The 16,431-nt window shown below is 73.3% G+C and carries 17 protein-coding genes; all 17 read left to right on the top strand.

Going from position 1 to position 16,431, the window contains the following annotated elements:
* Nucleotides 1-2: 2 nt before the first annotated feature.
* Nucleotides 3-965, top strand: a complete 963-nt coding sequence (gene folP / locus DEJ24_RS00945; protein WP_111076891.1) for a dihydropteroate synthase — start codon at nt 3-5, stop codon at nt 963-965.
* Complete coding sequence (gene folB, locus DEJ24_RS00940; protein WP_111076890.1) at nt 962-1,378, top strand: dihydroneopterin aldolase; 417 nt, start codon at nt 962-964, stop codon at nt 1,376-1,378. The genes folP and folB overlap by 4 nt, the downstream gene beginning before the upstream one ends.
* Nucleotides 1,375-1,905, top strand: coding sequence for a 2-amino-4-hydroxy-6-hydroxymethyldihydropteridine diphosphokinase (folK, locus tag DEJ24_RS00935; RefSeq protein WP_111076889.1), 531 nt, complete (start codon nt 1,375-1,377; stop codon nt 1,903-1,905). Before folB ends, folK begins: the two co-directional genes overlap by 4 nt.
* Nucleotides 1,902-2,381: a DUF3180 domain-containing protein gene (locus tag DEJ24_RS00930; protein WP_111076888.1), complete on the top strand. Its 480-nt coding sequence runs from the start codon at nt 1,902-1,904 to the stop codon at nt 2,379-2,381. The genes folK and DEJ24_RS00930 overlap by 4 nt, the downstream gene beginning before the upstream one ends.
* An 80-nt stretch (nt 2,382-2,461) precedes the next feature.
* Nucleotides 2,462-2,986 carry a PH domain-containing protein gene (locus tag DEJ24_RS00925; RefSeq protein WP_181432849.1) on the top strand — a complete coding sequence of 175 codons (525 nt, stop codon included), beginning with the start codon at nt 2,462-2,464 and terminating at the stop codon, nt 2,984-2,986.
* A gap of 7 nt (nt 2,987-2,993) precedes the next feature.
* The gene (locus DEJ24_RS00920) at nt 2,994-4,778 is read left to right on the top strand and encodes a PH domain-containing protein (RefSeq protein WP_111076887.1); all 1,785 of its coding nucleotides are present in this window, start codon (nt 2,994-2,996) and stop codon (nt 4,776-4,778) included.
* Entirely contained in the window at nt 4,775-5,467 is a 693-nt protein-coding gene (locus tag DEJ24_RS00915; protein WP_258374557.1) for a Rossmann-like and DUF2520 domain-containing protein, read from the top strand. Before DEJ24_RS00920 ends, DEJ24_RS00915 begins: the two co-directional genes overlap by 4 nt.
* A 113-nt stretch (nt 5,468-5,580) precedes the next feature.
* Nucleotides 5,581-7,113 carry a lysine--tRNA ligase gene (gene lysS, locus DEJ24_RS00910; protein ID WP_111076886.1) on the top strand — a complete coding sequence of 511 codons (1,533 nt, stop codon included), beginning with the start codon at nt 5,581-5,583 and terminating at the stop codon, nt 7,111-7,113.
* Nucleotides 7,114-7,222: 109 nt separating this feature from the next.
* Complete coding sequence (locus DEJ24_RS00905) at nt 7,223-7,426, top strand: hypothetical protein (RefSeq protein ID WP_111075251.1); 204 nt, start codon at nt 7,223-7,225, stop codon at nt 7,424-7,426.
* A 177-nt stretch (nt 7,427-7,603) separates the two neighbouring features.
* A complete protein-coding gene (locus tag DEJ24_RS00900) occupies nt 7,604-8,389 on the top strand; it encodes a BtpA/SgcQ family protein (protein ID WP_181432848.1) in 786 nt (261 codons plus the stop codon).
* Complete coding sequence (locus DEJ24_RS00895) at nt 8,386-9,564, top strand: SIS domain-containing protein (protein ID WP_111076884.1); 1,179 nt, start codon at nt 8,386-8,388, stop codon at nt 9,562-9,564. The genes DEJ24_RS00900 and DEJ24_RS00895 overlap by 4 nt, the downstream gene beginning before the upstream one ends.
* A complete protein-coding gene (locus DEJ24_RS00890; RefSeq protein ID WP_111076883.1) occupies nt 9,557-10,498 on the top strand; it encodes a carbohydrate kinase family protein in 942 nt (313 codons plus the stop codon). Before DEJ24_RS00895 ends, DEJ24_RS00890 begins: the two co-directional genes overlap by 8 nt.
* The gene (locus DEJ24_RS00885) at nt 10,495-11,217 is read left to right on the top strand and encodes an aspartate/glutamate racemase family protein (RefSeq protein ID WP_220034015.1); all 723 of its coding nucleotides are present in this window, start codon (nt 10,495-10,497) and stop codon (nt 11,215-11,217) included. The genes DEJ24_RS00890 and DEJ24_RS00885 overlap by 4 nt, the downstream gene beginning before the upstream one ends.
* A complete protein-coding gene (locus DEJ24_RS00880) occupies nt 11,214-12,803 on the top strand; it encodes an amidohydrolase family protein (protein ID WP_111076882.1) in 1,590 nt (529 codons plus the stop codon). Before DEJ24_RS00885 ends, DEJ24_RS00880 begins: the two co-directional genes overlap by 4 nt.
* Nucleotides 12,800-13,741, top strand: a complete 942-nt coding sequence (locus tag DEJ24_RS00875) for a polysaccharide deacetylase family protein (protein ID WP_111076881.1) — start codon at nt 12,800-12,802, stop codon at nt 13,739-13,741. Before DEJ24_RS00880 ends, DEJ24_RS00875 begins: the two co-directional genes overlap by 4 nt.
* A complete protein-coding gene (locus tag DEJ24_RS00870) occupies nt 13,738-15,576 on the top strand; it encodes an ABC transporter ATP-binding protein (protein ID WP_111076880.1) in 1,839 nt (612 codons plus the stop codon). The genes DEJ24_RS00875 and DEJ24_RS00870 overlap by 4 nt, the downstream gene beginning before the upstream one ends.
* On the top strand, nt 15,573-16,427 hold the full coding sequence (locus tag DEJ24_RS00865) for an ABC transporter permease (RefSeq protein ID WP_111076879.1): 855 nt from the start codon (nt 15,573-15,575) through the stop codon (nt 16,425-16,427). The genes DEJ24_RS00870 and DEJ24_RS00865 overlap by 4 nt, the downstream gene beginning before the upstream one ends.
* The last annotated feature ends 4 nt before the right edge of the window (nt 16,428-16,431 follow it).

Below are 16,431 nucleotides of genomic sequence, written 5' to 3'. Positions count from 1 at the left end.
GCATGACCGACCTGCCGACGAGACGGTCGCGTCGGCTCGCCGAGGTGAGCCGGGCCCGCGAAGCAGCAGCAGCGCCGGCGACGGTCGCGATCGACCTCCGAGCACCCGCACCGGTGCCGGAGATCGTGACCGGCCGTCGCCGCGGTCGCTCCACCCCGGAGGGCACCCGCGTGATGGGGATCCTCAACGTCACCCCCGACTCGTTCAGCGACGGCGGCCTGCACCTGGCCGTCGACGCGGCACTCGCGCACGCCCGACACCTGGTCGCGACCGGGGCCGACCTGGTCGACGTCGGCGGGGAGTCCACCCGGCCCGGGGCGGAACGGGTGCCGGTGGACGTCGAGCAGGAGCGCGTCCTGCCGGTCGTGCAGCAGCTGGTCTCCGAGGGGATCGCGGTGAGTGTCGACACGATGAACGCCAGCACCGCCGAACGCGCGGTCGAGCTCGGTGCCGTGATCGTCAACGACGTCTCCGGTGGGCTCGTCGACCCGGACATGTCCCGGGTCGTCGCCGAGACCGGCGTGGGCTTCGTCGTCATGCACTGGCGCGGCCACAGTGACCGGATGTACCGGAACGCCGAGTACACCCACGCCGTGGAGGAAGTGCGGCGCGAGGTCGAACTCCGGGTCGCCGAACTCATCGTCCTCGGCGTGCGCCAGGAGCAGGTGGTCATCGACCCGGGCCTGGGCTTCGCCAAGCGCGGGCAGCAGAACTGGGAGATCCTGGCGGGCTACGAACGCTTCGCCTCGATCGGTCTGCCGGTCCTGGTCGCAGCGTCCCGCAAGCGGTTCCTGGACGGCGTCGGCAGTGCGGCCGGGGCACCCCCGGTCGAACGAGACCTGGCCACGGCGGCGATCAGCCTGCTGGCGGCCGAACGCGGCGCCTGGGGCGTCCGTGTGCACGACCCGGCGCCGACCCGCGCCGTACTCGACGTCTGGGACGCCTGGAGGGCAGCTCGATCATGAGGGACACCATCCGCCTCGTCGGAGTCCGCGCACGCGGGCACCACGGGGTCTTCGACCACGAACGCGCCGACGGACAGGACTTCGTCGTCGACGTCGCGGTCGAGGTCGACGCGACCGCCGCCTCCGACTCGGACGACCTGGCCGAGACCGTGCACTACGGCGTGCTCGCCGAGCAGGTCGTCGCCGAGATCGAACGCGACCCGGTCGACCTCATCGAGACGCTGGCGGAGCGGATCGCCGCGGCCGTCCTGACGCACCGTGCCGCCCTGGCGACCGAGGTCACGGTGCACAAGCCGCAGGCCCCGATCACCGTGCCGTTCACCGACGTGTCGATCACCATCCGGCGCGAGTCCGCGGTGCGCCCTGACGACGCGGCCGCCGCCGAGAGCGACCCGCTCGAGGAAGGAGCGTGACGCGCGCCGTCATCGCCCTCGGTGCGAACCTCGGCGACCGAGGGAGCACCCTCCGTGCCGCTGCGGCCGCCGTCGCCGCGCTGCCCGGTGTCCGTCCGGTGGCCTCGAGTCGTGAGGTCGAGTCCGTCGCCCTCACCCTGGACGGCCTCGACACGACGAAGCCGCGGTACCGGAACGGTGTCGTGGTCGTCGAGACCGACCTGGCGCCGCAGGAGCTGCTCGACGCCCTGCACGGCATCGAGGACGCGCACGGCCGCACCCGCGACGTCCGCTGGGGTGACCGGACGCTCGACCTCGACGTGATCGCCCTCGACGACCTGCGGATCGACACCGACACGCTCACCGTGCCCCACCCGCGCGCCCACGAGCGGGCGTTCGTGCTCGCGCCCTGGGCGGACGCCGACCCGGAGGCGGTGCTGCCGGGCCACGGGTCCGTCACGACCCTGCTCGCGGCGCTGGGCGACGACACTGACCGGGTCGACGAACCCCGCCTGTTCGACCGCGCCGCGCCGGAGGTCACCCCGTGAAGCCGACCCGGGCCTCCACCCTGATCGGCGTCGCCGTCGTCGCGGCCGTCGCCGGCTTCGCGGTCGACACCGCCCTGACCGCCCGGCAGTCGCCGACGCTCCTGATGTCGGTCCCCCTCGGCCTGACGCTGCTGTTCATCGGCATCGCCCTGCTGTTCATGGCCGCGCCGATCCGTCGACAGACCCGGGGCCGGAACGACGGACGCCGGGTGGACCCGATGTACGCGACCCGGGTGGTGTTCCTGGCGAAGGCGTCGAGCATCTGCGGGGCGCTGTTCGGCGCGTTCGCCCTCGGGCTGCTCGTGTACCTCCTGTCCCGGTCCGTCCTGCCTTCGCTAGGCTCGACCCTGCCGAACGCGGTGGCGTTCGGCGGCGGGATCGTGCTGACCGTGTGCGCCCTCGTCGCCGAGCGGATGTGCATCGCGCCGCCGACGGACGAGGACGACCACGACGGGCGGGGCAGCACCACGGCGTGACCGGCCCGGTCGGTCGACGCGGACCGACCACCGCAGACCAGGAGACCCCGATGCCGCCCGAACTCGACGAACCTCATCGGATGGACGAACCACGCCGACTCGACGACGCCGGCATGGGCCTCGACGGCATCACCTGGACGCGGGTCTCGGCGAAGCTCGTCTGGACCGACCTCATCGCGACGATCGTCATCGGCGGCGTCGTCACGGCGGGCCTGGTGCTCATCGGCGTCGCCAGCGGCGGGACCGGCGGGACGGCCGGACTCGTCTGGTTCGTCATCGGTGCGGTCGTCGCGGCCATCGCGATCGTCACGGCAGCGCTCACCCCGCGGCGCATCCGGTCGATCGGGTACGCCCTGCGCGACGACGACCTGGTGCTGCGCCGCGGACTGATGTGGCAGCGCTTCACCGCGGTGCCGTACGGCCGACTGCAGCTCGTGGACGTCAACCGGGGCCCGCTCGACCGGGTGCTCGGCATGAGCGAGCTGAAGTTCGTGACCGCGGCCGCGTCGTCGAACATCCGCATCCCCGGCATCCCGGCCGGTCAGGCGGACGACCTCCGCGACCGACTCGTCGAGCTCGCCGAGTCCCGTCGCGCCGGGCTGTAGGTCGCACGTGTCGTTCCGACCGGACGCCTCGATCCCCGCACCACCGCGCAAGGGCGACCCTGCCGCGGCCGCGCCCCTGACCGACGGCGAGTGGCACCGGCTGCACCCGCTCACACCGCTGCTCAAGGGCGGCATCTTCCTCGTCGTGATCCTGGGCTACGTGCTCAACAACCTCCGCGACCAGATCGTCGAGGTCTTCATCCCCGGCGCAGGCGGGCCGCAGGAGGACGGCGACCCGGTCCGCTACGTGTACGAGCACGGTGTCGTCGGCTGGGTGCTGCTCGGGGTGGCGGTGCTGCTCCTGGTGCTGATCGGCCTGTTCTACCTGTCCTGGCGGATGCACGAGTTCCGGGTCACGGGTGAGATCGTCGAGGTCCGCTCCGGCGTGGTCTTCCGGACCCACCGCAAGGCCCGGCTCGACCGGATCCAGGGGATCAACATCTCGCGGCCGCTGATCCCACGGGTCTTCGGCACGGCCAAGCTCGAGGTCGCGCAGGCCGGAAACGACGCGAACGTGCAGCTCGCCTACCTCGGTGCGAAGGCCGCTGACGACCTGCGGCAGCGCATCCTGGTGCTCGCCTCGGGCGCGAAGGACACCGACCAGCCCCGGTCCGCCGGTCCGGGCGGCGGCGTCCTGCAGGGCCGGGTGGACGAGTTCCTGGCACCCGAGCTCGACCCCGAGGCCGTGCACGCCACCCGGGTGGTCCGCGTCCACCCGGGTCGGTTGATCGCGTCGATGCTGCTCTCCGGCACGACCGTGGTGATCCTGCTGCTCGTCGTCGCGATCATCGTGAGCATCAGCCTGACCGGCCAGTACTTCCTCCTCGTGTCGCTGTTCCCGGCCGTCATCGGCGCCGGCGGCTACTACGTCCGCAAGTTCTCGAAGTCGCTGCGCTACACGATCGCGGACACCAGGGACGGCATCCGGATCGGCTTCGGCCTGTTCTCGACCTCGAACGAGACGCTGCCGCCCGGGCGCATCCACGCCGTGAGCGTCGCGCAGCCGCTGCTGTGGCGGCCGTTCGGCTGGTGGGACATCCGCATCAACCGGGCGACGAACGCCGGCAACGGGGCGTCCACGAACCAGCAGGTCTCGTCGATCGTGCTGCCGGTCGGTACCGCGGCCGAGGTCCGGCAGGTCCTCGAGATCATCCTGCCCGAGCTCGTCGGCTCGGCCGTCGTCGGTCCGGAAGCGTCGATGGAACGCCTGCGCGAGGGATCCGCCGAGGCCGTGGGTGTCGTCGACGACAGCCTCACCACGAGCGGCGACCGCGGGGGTTTCGTGCACTCGCCCCGACGGGGTCGCTGGCTGCGCCCGCTGTCGGCGTCCCGCAACGGCTACCGCTTCGTGCCCGGTGCGGTGCTGCTCCGGCTCGGCGCGGTCTGGCGCTCGCTCGTGGTCGTGCCGCTGCCGCGTGTCCAGAGCGTCAAGGTCACGCAGGGGCCGCTGGAGCGCGCACTCCGCCTGGCCTCGGTGCACGTGCACACCGTCAGCGGTCCGGTCTCCGCCCGCGTCGGCGCGCTCGACGCCGGGGACGCGCAGCGGCTCTGGTCCGGCACGACCGAGCGTGCCGTCGAGGCCGCCGCGACCGACACGTCGCACCGGTGGCGTGACGGCCGGGAGGCTCGACCCACCTCCGGTGCGCCGGGTCGCCACGCGCAGGAGCCCGCGCACGCATCAGGGCAGTGGCCCGGGCAGTGGACCGGTGCCGCGCCCGCCGCACCGGCGTGGCTGACGCAGGACGGGCCTCCCGTCTGGACCGCCGTCCCCGCACCCGGAGCCGTGCGGTGAGGGCCGGACGACTCGGCATCGGGATCATCGGCGCCGGACGCGTCGGCCCCGTGCTGGGTGCCGCGCTCGCGAACGCCGAGCACGCCGTCGTCGGGATCACCGCCGTCTCCGACGCCGGTCGCGACCGGGCCGAGGCGATGCTGCCCGGCGCACCCGTGCTCGGCACGCCGGAGCTCGTCGAGCGGAGCGAACTCGTGCTCCTGGCCGTGCCGGACGACCAGCTGCCGTCGCTCGTGCAGGGTCTGTCGGACGCGGGGATCTGGCAGCCCGGGCAGCTGGTCGTGCACACCAGCCCCGACCACGGGGTCGACGTCCTCGCGCCGGCGATGCGCGCCGGGGCGATCCCGCTCGCGATCCACCCCGCGATGGCCTTCACCGGCACGAGCGTCGACCTGAGCCGCCTGCGGGACGCGTACTGCGCCGTCACCGCTCCCGCGCCGGTGCTGCCGATCGCGCAGGCCCTGGTGGTCGAGATGGGTGCCGAGCCGTTCGTCGTGGCCGAGCGGGACCGCCCCGCCTACGCCGACGCGGTCCGGGCGGCCGTGAGCTTCTCGACGGCGATCGTCGACCAGTCCGCCGGCACCCTGTCCGGCATCGGTGTCGAGCACCCGGGGCGCGTCCTCGGGGCACTCGTCCGCTCGGCGGTCGACAACGCGCTGACGGCGGCCGACGGGCAGTCCGCGATCTGAACCCGGCCGCGAGCCCGGACCGCCGTGTCCGCCGTCCATCCGGTGTCCCGGCCGAGCGCGGCCGGGCGGGTAGCATCGACGCGATCCCCCACGACCTCCGGAGCCGCACCAGCATGACCGACGAGACCGCCCCCGCCACCACTGAGACCGCGGTCGCCGACGCCGCCGCACTGGCCGAGCAGGAGACCAGCGAGCAGCGTCAGGTCCGGCTGGACAAGCGCGCGCGCCTGCTGGAGTCCGGGATCGAGGCCTACCCGGCCGAACTCCCGATCACCACGACGATCCCCGCGGTCCGCGAGCAGTACGCGCACCTCGAGACCGGCGAGGAGACGCAGGACGTCGTCGGCGTGGCCGGCCGCATCGTGTTCTCCCGCAACACCGGCAAGCTCTGCTTCGCGTCGCTGCAGTCCGGCGACGGCTCGCGCATCCAGGCGATGGTCTCCCTGGCCGAGGTCGGCGACGAGTCGCTGGCCCGCTGGAAGGAGTTCGTCGACCTCGGCGACCACGTGTTCGTGCACGGCCGCGTGATCTCCTCCCGCCGCGGCGAGCTGAGCATCATGGTCGACGACTGGGCGATCGCGGCGAAGGCGATCCTGCCGCTGCCGAACCTGCACAACGAGCTCAACGAGGAGACCCGGGTCCGGCAGCGGTACCTCGACCTCATCGTGCGCGAGGACGCCCGCAAGACCGTCCGGGCCCGCGCTGCCGTGATGTCCTCGCTCCGCCAGACCTTCACGTCGCACGAGTACCTCGAGGTCGAGACCCCGATGCTGCAGACCCAGCACGGTGGCGCCTCCGCGCGGCCCTTCGTCACGCACTCGAACGCCTTCGACACCGAGCTGTTCCTCCGCATCGCACCCGAGCTGTTCCTCAAGCGCGCCGTCGTCGGTGGCATCGACCGGGTGTTCGAGATCAACCGGAACTTCCGGAACGAGGGCGCCGACTCGTCGCACTCGCCCGAGTTCGCGATGGTCGAGGCGTACCAGGCGTACGGCAACTACGAGCAGATGGCCGACCTGACGCAGGAGCTGGTGCAGAACGCCGCCCGTGCGGTCACCGGCGGTCCGCTCGTCGTCACCCTGCCGGACGGCAGCGACTACGACCTCGGCGGCGAGTGGGCACGACTCGACATGTACGAGTCGCTGTCCGAGGCGTCCGGCCACGAGATCACCCCGGAGACGCCGCTGTCCGAGCTGCAGGCGCTCGCCGACGCCGAGGGTGTCGAGGTCGCACACGCCACACACGGCAAGTACGTCGAAGAGCTCTGGGAGCACTTCAACGGCGACAAGCTGTACGCCCCGACGTTCGTCATGAACTTCCCGGTCGACACCTCGCCCCTGACCCGGCAGCACCGCACCCGCCCGGGCGTCGTCGAGAAGTGGGACCTCTACGTCCGTGGCTTCGAGCTCGCCACCGCGTACTCGGAGCTCGTCGACCCGGTCGTCCAGCGGGAGCGGTTCGTCGAGCAGGCCCGTCTGGCCGCCGGCGGTGACCCGGAGGCGATGCGCGTCGACGAGGAGTTCCTGCGGGCACTCGAGCACGCGATGCCCCCGTCGGGTGGCATGGGCATGGGCGTCGACCGGCTGCTGATGGCGATCACCGGCCTGGGCATCCGCGAGACGATCCTCTTCCCCCTGGTCAAGTAGGGCGCTGGAGCTCAGGGCGACGCGCCAGCGGCGCGCGACGCCAGCCCCGAGGGAGCCTGCGAGAGCCTGCGAGCTCGGTCCCTCGGGCAGCACGACGTACGATGGGACCATGCCGCATGGAATCGTCTCCGGAGTCGTCTTCGCCCTGACCCCGACGATCCTGCTCGGTGTCATCTTCTGGTTCATCATGCGCGCGATCATCCGTGCCGACCGGACCGAGCGTGCCGCGTACACGAAGATCGAGGCCGAGGAGCGCGCGCGGTTCGAGCGTGAGCGCGGCGTCACGACGACCGCGCCCCCGACCGCCGACTGACCGTATACAGATTCGTCTGCCCGGGCTGATCCGATCCGGACTGCCCGCGGGTCGAAACCGGGCGCACAGCTCCTGATCTGGGGTTCTCGGTCAGAATGTGATGTCGAGCGACGCGCTTCATCTGGCTGAAACACGCGTTCATGCGACCGAAACGCGGAACTGTATACCGTTTCGCTCGTGCCTCTCGCCCCGTTCCGCCTCGTCGGAGTCCTCCACCTCCCGCCCCTGCCCGGCGCCGTGAACTACGCCGGCGTGCCCGTCTCGACGATCGCCGAACGGGCCGCTGAGGACGCCGCCGCGCTGGTCGCCGCGGGCTTCACGCACGTGATGGTGCAGGACGCCAGTGACATGCCCCAGGCCGTCCGCGTCGACGCCCCCACCGTCGCCGCGCTCGCCGTCGTCGGCGCTGCCGTCACCCGGGCCGTGGACGTCCCGGTCGGCGTGGTCGTCGGTCACAACGACGGCCCGAGTGCGGTCGCCATCGCCCACGCCATCGGGGCGAGGTTCGTGCGGGTCAAGGTCCTCACCGGCGTCTCCGTCGGCCCGACCGGCTGGATCGAGGGGTGCGCCCACGACGTCGCGACGATGCGCCGCCGACTCGGTGCCGACGTCGAGGTCTGGGCGGACGTGCACGAGGCCACGAGCCTGGCGCTGGCCGGGAGCCCCGCGTGGGCGGCCAAGGAGGCGCACGACTTCGGCCTCGCGGACGTGCTCGTCGTCACCCGTGACAGCGGAGTCGCCGACGCCCTCGACGACATCGAACGGCTGCGCGCCGTCGCCGACGTGCCGTTCGTGGTCGGGGGCCGGGTGTCGCTCGACACGATCGCCGACGCCGTCCGCCGGTCCGACGGCGTGGTCCTCGGCAGCGCGATCAAGCGCTCGAGCGCCCCGGACGCCCGCATCGACCCGGAGACCGCCGCCCGCTTCGGCCGGACCCTCGACACGACAGGACACCGCGCATGACCAGCACCCCGCCGAGCCCGTTCATCGGTGTCGACAGCCCGCTCGACGCCCGTCAGCAGCAGGTCGTCGAACGCGTCTCCGCCGCCGAGCACGCCTCGATCGTCGCGCTGCCGACCGACCACCCCCTCGACCCGAAACGCCGTGCCCGGGACGAGGCGACCCTCCCGGAACTGATCGCCCAGCCCGACCGGATCCGCGAGACCCTCGCCGCGAACGACGAGGACCTGGACGAACTCGCCGCCCTGATCGCCCGGTCCGAGGTCGACCGCGTGTTCGTGACCGGCGCCGGGGACTCACTCGCCGTCGCGATCGCCGCCCGCCAGGTGCTCGAGCAGATGCTCCGCGTCCCCGTCGAGCCGGTGCAGAGCCTGGAGCTGGCCTACTACGGCGCCCCGCTCGTCACCGAGCGCAGCGTCGTGATCGCGCTGTCGAGCTCGGGGGAGACCACCCGCACCGTCGAGGCCGCGCTGATGGCCCAGCACGCCGGAGCCCTGGTCGTCGCCATCACGAACACGGCGGGCTCCACCCTCGACGTCGAGTCCGCACGCACCCTGCGGCTCAGGGCCACGCGGGTCGGCTGGCCCACCCAGTCCTCGACGACCGCACTCGCGCTGCTGCTCGACCTCGCAACCCGGGTCGGTGTCCGCACCGGGGTGCCGGCGGCCGAGGGGCTCCGCCGGGAGCTCGCGGCGGTCCCGGAGCTGATGGAGCACGTCATCGCGACCACGGAGCCCCGCCTCCGCGCGATCGCCGAGCGGGAGCAGGGAGCGGGTACGTTCCTGTTCTCCGGTGCCGGTCCGAGCTGGGGCAGCGCGATCATCGGCGCCGCGAAGGTCAAGGAGTGCACGCCCGACCACGCCGAGGCGATCCAGGTCGAGGAGTTCCACCACTACAACTCGCTGAAGCGCGGCGAACCGATCTGGGTCATCGCGCCGGCCGGGCCGTCCGTGCCGCGGGCCGTGCACACCGCCAGCGAGGCGAAGCGGTTCGGCGGCGCGGTGTACGTCGTCACGACCGAGGGCGTCGACGCCTTCGACGCGATCGCGGACGAGGTCGTCGTCGTGCCGGCGATCGCCGAGCCCCTCAGCCCGCTGCTCACCGTCCTGCCCGCGCAGCTCACCGGGTACCTGCTGGCGATGGCGCAGTTCACCACCGCGGAGGCCCGGCATGGCTGACTCGCTCCTGTGCATCGGGAACCTGACGATCGACGACCTCGTGGTCGACGAGGCGACGACCACGGCGCTCGGTGGCGACGCGCTCTTCGCCGCCCTCGCCGCCCGTCGCGAGCTGGCGGACGTCCGCATGCTCGCCCCGGTGGGGACCGACCTGCCGGCCACGCTCCTCCAGGCCGTCGTGGACCGCGGCATCCGCGTCGAGCCGACGCGTCCGCGAACCGGTCGCACCATCCGCAACCGCGTGACCTACGCACCCGACGGCAGCCGGACGTGGGACCTGCTGGACGGCGAGGCCGCGTTCGACGCCATGTCGGTGTACCCGGCGGACGTCGGTCCCGACGCCCTGACCGCGAGCGCGGTCCTGGTGTCCGCGATGTCGCTCGGTGCGCAGCTGGCCCTGGGGCCGTGGCTCCGTGAGCGGACCGACGCCACCGTCCTGCTCGACCTGCAGGAGGACTACGTGCTCGGGCACGAGGACCAACTGCTCGCGCTGCTCGCCACCTGTGACGTGTTCCTGCCGAGCGAGCTGGAGGCCGTCCGGCTCGCCGGGACGACCGACCTGGAGGCCGCGGCTCGGCGGTTCCTCGCCGCCGGCCCCGACGTCGTCGTCGTGAAGACCGCCGAGCGCGGCTGCCTGGTCGCGACCGCGGGAGGCGTGACCACAGTCCCGACCGTCGCCGTCGAGCCCGTCGACTCCACCGGAGCCGGGGACGCGTTCTGCGGGGCCTTCGCCGCCGCCACCGTCCGCGGGGGCGACCCGGTCGAGGCCGCGCGGGCGGGTGCCGCCGCAGCGCGCGTCGCGATCGGCGCACACGGGGTGGCGGGGCTGCTCGCCGACACCGAACCGGCGCGAGCGGACGCACAGACGACGCCAGCGACAGCCACAGCGACAGCGACAGCGACAGCCACGACGACGACGGGAGCGGTCCGGTGACCGAGGTGCGCGTCCTCAACCCGAACACGAGTCAGCTGATGACGGACGCCGTCGCGTCGGCGGCCCGCGCGGTCGCCCGACCGGGCACCACAGTCACGGCCAGCTGCTCGTCCACCGCCCCGGTGTCCGTGGAGACCGCCGTCGACGAGGTCTTCGGTGCCGCCGGCGTCCTCGCCCAGGTCGAGCGTGGCGAGGCGGACGGCGTCGACGGTTACGTCATCGCCTGCTTCGGCGACACCGGCATCGACGCGGCCCGCGAACGCGCCGCCGGACCCGTCGTCGGCATGACGGAGGCCGCACTGCAGGCCGCCGCGCTCGTCGCCCACCGCTTCACCGTGATCACGATGCCGCCGCGGACGATCGCGATGACCGACCGTGTCGTCCGCGCCCTCGGGCTCGGCCACCGGTGCACCGTCCGGGCGGTCGACGTCGCGGTCGCCGACATCGAGTCCGGTGCCGGTCCGGCCTACGCCGCGTTCGCCGAGGAGGCCCGCACCGCCCTGGCGACGGACGGCGCGGAGGCCGTGGTGCTCGGGTGCGCCGGCCTCACCGGACTCGTCGGCGCCCTCCGCACCTCGCTCGGGGTGCCGGTGATCGACGGCGTGGCCGCGGCGACCGTCGCCGTCGAGGGACTCCTGGCGCAGGGCATCACGACCTCCCGCGCCTCCACCTTCGCCGAGCCCGTCGGCTCGGCCACCACCCGGGAGATGTGGGGATGAGCGTCCTGTTCACCGACGTCCTGCTGTGGGCGCCCGACGAACCCTCGGGCATGACCGGTCCCACCGACCTGCTCGTGACCGGCACGACGATCGCCGTCATCGGGCCGAGCGCGCGGGCCGCAGCGCCCGCCGACGTCCGGGTCGTCGACGGCCGCGGGCACCACATCGTGCTGCCGGGGCTCGTCAACGCGCACTTCCACTCGCCGGCGAACCACCTCAAGGGCGCGTTCCCGAGCCGACCGCTCGAGACCTTCATGCTCTACGAGTCCCCGTCGGACCCCGCGCTCACGCCGACCCCGCGTGAGGCGTACCTCCGGACGATGCTGGGCGCCCTCGAGATGCTCCGTACCGGGACGACGAGCGTGCAGGACGACGCGTTCCTCATGCCAGCACCCGACCCCGAGGTCATCGACGCCGTCATGCAGGCGTACGCGGACAGCGGGATCCGGGCCTCGGTCGCGCTCGACCAGCCGGAGCTGCCCGACGTCGAGAAGCTGCCGTTCCTCGGTGACATCAGCATCGACGGGCTCGACGAGGCGACGACCCGAGCACTGCACGCCCCCGCTCCCGCAACCGCCGCGGAACTGCTCGACGCCTACGACCACCTGTTCCGGAACTGGCACGGGGCGGCCGACGGTCGGCTCACCGCGGCCGTGTCGATCTCCGCACCCCAGCGGGTCTCGCCGGAGTACTTCGGCGCGCTCGACGACCTCAGCCGCACCCACGACGTGCCGCTCTTCGCCCACATGCTCGAGACGCGGACGCAGCGTGCCCTCTCGCACCCGTCGAGCGGCCAGCCGCGGTTCGCCGGACGGAGCCTGGTCCGCTACACGGCCGACCTCGGGCTGCTCAGCGACCGGGTGAACGTCATCCACGCGGTGTGGGTCGACGACGACGACCTCGACCTGATCGCCGCGGCGGACGCGGTCGTCGCGCACAACCCGGTGTCGAACCTGCGGCTCGGCAGCGGCGTGATGCCGTTCCGCGCGATGCGGGACCGCGGCATCCGGGTGGCGCTCGGCGTCGACGAGGCGATCTGCGACGACACCGTGAACACCTGGGGCGTCGTCAAGCAGGCCGGCCTCATCCACACGGTCACCGGCGACGACCCGGACCGCTGGCCGCGACCGGCGGAGGTGCTCGACGCGCTCTGGGCGGGCGGGGCCGCGGCCATGCGTCGTGACGGCCGGACAACGCTCGGCACGGTCGGACGCATCGCGGTCGGGGCGGAGGCCGACCTCGCGCTCCTCGACCTGCACGCGTCCGCCTTCACCCCGTTCAACGACCTGCGGGGCCAGCTCGTCTACTGCGAGTCCGGCACCAGCGTGCGGATGACGGTCGTCGCCGGGACGGTCGTCGCCGAGGCCGGCCGGGTCACCTCGGTCGACGAGGACGCCCTGCTCGCCGAGGCCCGCGAACTGCACGCCGCCCGTCGCCCCGCCCTCGAGCGCACCTGGGCCGACGCCGACCGGCTCCGGCCCGCCTACGCCGCCGTCGTCCGCCGCGCCGCCGCGACCGACCTCGGCCTGCCCGACCGCGGCATCGCACCCGCACACCGGACCACCACGAACGGGATCACCGCATGACCGCCGACGACACCCTCCGGGCCACCGCACCGGGGCACGACCTCTGGCCCTACCGGCCGATCACCGCTCCCGGTGGCCCCGCCTGGCCGGACGGCAAGCGCCTGGCCGTCTACGTCGCCGTCGGGCTCGAGGAGTACCGCTTCGGCGTCGGCCGGACCGAGGACATCGTGCCCGACGTCGCCGCCCCGGACCTCGTCAACACCTCATGGCGGGACTACGGCAACCGCGTCGGGGCGTTCCGGCTGCTCGAGCGACTCGACCGCGCGGGCATCCCGCCGACCGTGCTCCTCAACACGGCCGTCTACGACACCGCGCCCGAACTCATCCGGGCCGCGCGGGAGGTCGGCGCCGAGTTCGTCGGCCACGGCACGTCGAACTCGGACTCCCTGGTCGGCATGTCCGCCGCCGGCGAGGCCGCGTACGTCGCCGGGGTCGCCGCCCGCATCACCGCGGAGGAGGGCACCGCCCCGGGCGGGTGGTCGAGCCCCTGGCTCAGCCACACCACGTCCACGCTCGACAGCCTGGTCGGCAGCGGGTACCGGTACCTGCTCGACCTCCGGCTCGACGACCGACCCGTCACCGTCCCGACGGGCAACGGGGACCTGCTCGTGCTGCCCTACGCCCTCGAGGTGAACGACAGCACGACCGTCATCGGCCGTGGCGCGTCGGCCGCCGAGTTCGCCGACATGGTGGTCGACGAGTTCGACGAGCTGCTCGACCGCTCCGCCGACCAGCCGCTCGTGATGAGCGTCGTCGTGCACTCCTTCATCTCCGGCGCCCCGTTCCGCCTGCGCGCCCTCGACCGGGCACTCCGGCACATGACGGCGCACCGCGACCGCGTCTGGTTCACCCAGCCGCGGGCGATCGCCGCCCACCTCGCCGCAGCCGGGACGGCAGCCGGGACCACTGCCGCACAGACCAGGGAGCCGAGCGCATGACGACCGCGACGATCCGCGACCTGCACGTCTCCCTCGAGCGGGACGGGGCACGGTCCGAGGTGCTCCGCGGCATCGACCTCGACATCGCGCCGGGCGAGATCGTCGGGCTCGTGGGGGAGTCCGGCTCCGGCAAGAGCATGCTCGCGATGAGCCTGCTCGGCCTGCTGCCGGACAACGCGCGACCCGAGGTCACCGGCACGGTCACCGTGCAGGGCACCGACATGGTGCACGGCACCGACGCCGAACGCCGCGCAGCGCGACGGTCCTCGCTCGGTGCCGTCTTCCAGGACCCGATGACGTCCCTCAACCCGACGATGCGGATCGGCCGGCAGATCACCGAGGCCGGACCCGACCGGGCCGGAGCCGTGGCGCTCCTCGACAGCATGGGCGTCCCCGACCCCGACCTGCGGTTCAGCGTCTACCCGCACGAACTCTCCGGCGGACTCCGGCAGCGCGTGATGGCCGCCATCGCGATGGCCGGTCGCCCCGCCCTGATCGTCGCCGACGAGCCCACCACCGCGCTCGACGTCACCGTGCAGGCGCAGCTGCTCGACCTCCTGCAGGAACTCCGCGACGACCACGGCTGCAGCGTCCTGCTCATCACCCACGACCTCGGCGTCGCGTCCCGCATCGCCGACCGGATCGCCGTCATGTACGCCGGACGGCTCGCCGAGGTCGGACCCACTGCCGCGGTCCTCAGCACCCCGGCACACCCGTACACGGCGGGACTCCTCCGCTCACGCCTGTCGCTCGCGCTCGACCGCGAGGCCCGGCTCCCCGCGCTGCCGGCAGACACGCTCGACGCCGCCGAGCGGCTCGTCGGCTGCCCCTACCGCGCCCGCTGTCCGCTCGCTGTCGCCCCGTGCGCCACCGAGATGCCCGGCCTCGACGCCTCCGTCCCGGCCGCTGGCCACGCCGCCGCGTGCTGGCGGGACGCTGACACGGTCCGCGCGACCGGCGGCCGGACCGCGACCGACCCGACCGCGGTGACCGACGCGGGCGACGCGGGACGTGCCTCCCGACCGACAGCGGACGCGCACACACGGGAGGCCCGGCCTGCACAGCCAGACCTGCCCACCACCGGCGCCACCACCCCGGCGGACGCGGTCGTCGTCGAGGACCTGGTCTGCACCTACACGTCCGGCCGCGGACGCCGCGCCCGGACCGTGGAGGCCGTCCGCGGCGTCAGCTTCCGGGTGCCGGCCGGACGGTCCCTCGCGATCGTCGGCGAGAGCGGATCGGGCAAGTCCACCGTCCTCCGCGCCGTCGCCGGACTCGTCCCCGCCCGGTCCGGACGCATCACCGTCGCCGAGGGCGGCGCCCAGATGGTGTTCCAGGACGCCGGGTCCTCGCTCACCCCGTGGATGACGGTCGGCGAGACCCTCCGCGAACGACTCGTCCCCGCGCGTCTGGGCCGCACCGAGACCGACCGCCGCGTCGCCGAGGCGCTCGACGCGATCGGTCTGCCCACCAGCGTCGCCCGCCTCCGGCCCGCCGACCTGTCCGGCGGCCAGCGGCAGCGTGTGGCCCTCGCCCGCGCCACCATCGTCCGGCCCGCGGTCCTGCTCTGCGACGAACCGACGAGCGCCCTCGACGCCTCGCTGGCCGCCGTGACCCTCAACACCATCCGCGACATGCGTCGGGAGCTCGCCATGACCGTGCTGTTCGTGACCCACGACCTGGCCGTCGCCCGGCTGATGGGCGACCACATCGCCGTCGTCGAACGCGGCCGGGTCATCGAGACCGGACCCGCCGACGCGGTGATCCACGACCCACAGGAGCAGTACACCCGCACGCTCGTGGCGTCCGTGCCGGAGATCGCGGTGCCCGCATGAGCGCCGCCGTCGTCGCACCACGCTGGACGCTCCGGCCGACCTCCGGGGTGCACGCCGGACGCCGCACGGCCCAGGTGCTCGTCGGGCTCCTCGTCGCGCTCACCGTCCTGGCCCTCGTCGCCCGGCTCATCGCACCCGACGACCCGATCCAGCCCGTCGCCGTGGCCCAGCTGCCGATCGGCACCCCGGGGCACCTGTTCGGCACCGACTCGATCGGGCGGGACGTGCTCTCCCGCACGCTCTTCGGCCTGCAGACGTCGTGGCTGTCGGCGCTCGCCGTGGTGGCCGTCGGACTCGTCGTCGGCGGGGTCGTCGGCGCCACCGCGGGCGTGGCCGGCGGCTGGGTGGACAGCGTGCTCATGCGGGTCACCGACCTGTTCCTCGCACTGCCCTCGACCCTCGTGGTGATCGCGATCGTCGCAGCCCTCGGACCGGGCCTGACGAACACCCTCGTCGGCATCTCGGTCGTCTGGTGGCCGTACTACGCCCGGATCATCCGGTCCGAGGTCCGCGCCACCGTCACCCGCCCGCACGTCGAGGCAGCCCGGCTCGCCGGTGTCGGTCGTGCCCGGCTCGTCCTCCGGCACGTGCTGCCCGGCGCGGTCCCGACCGCGATCGTGACGGCGAGCCTCGACATCGGCAACGTCGTGCTGCTGCTCGCCGGGCTGTCCTTCCTGGGCCTCGGGCAGCCCGCACCGGCCGCGGAGCTCGGTGCGGACACGGCCGCCAACACGCAGCTGCTGCTCAGCGCCTGGTGGGTCCCGGTCGTGCCGGGCGCCGCCGTGCTCCTCCTGAGCCTCGTGTCCAACCTCGCCGGCGACGGCGTCCGCACCCTGATCGCCCGGAGGTAGCGCC

The organism is Curtobacterium sp. MCPF17_001, from assembly GCF_003234615.1.
GTDB lineage: Bacteria > Actinomycetota > Actinomycetes > Actinomycetales > Microbacteriaceae > Curtobacterium.
Note: the sequence above shows the minus strand (reverse complement) of the source record. Positions and strands in the feature narration are given on the sequence as shown.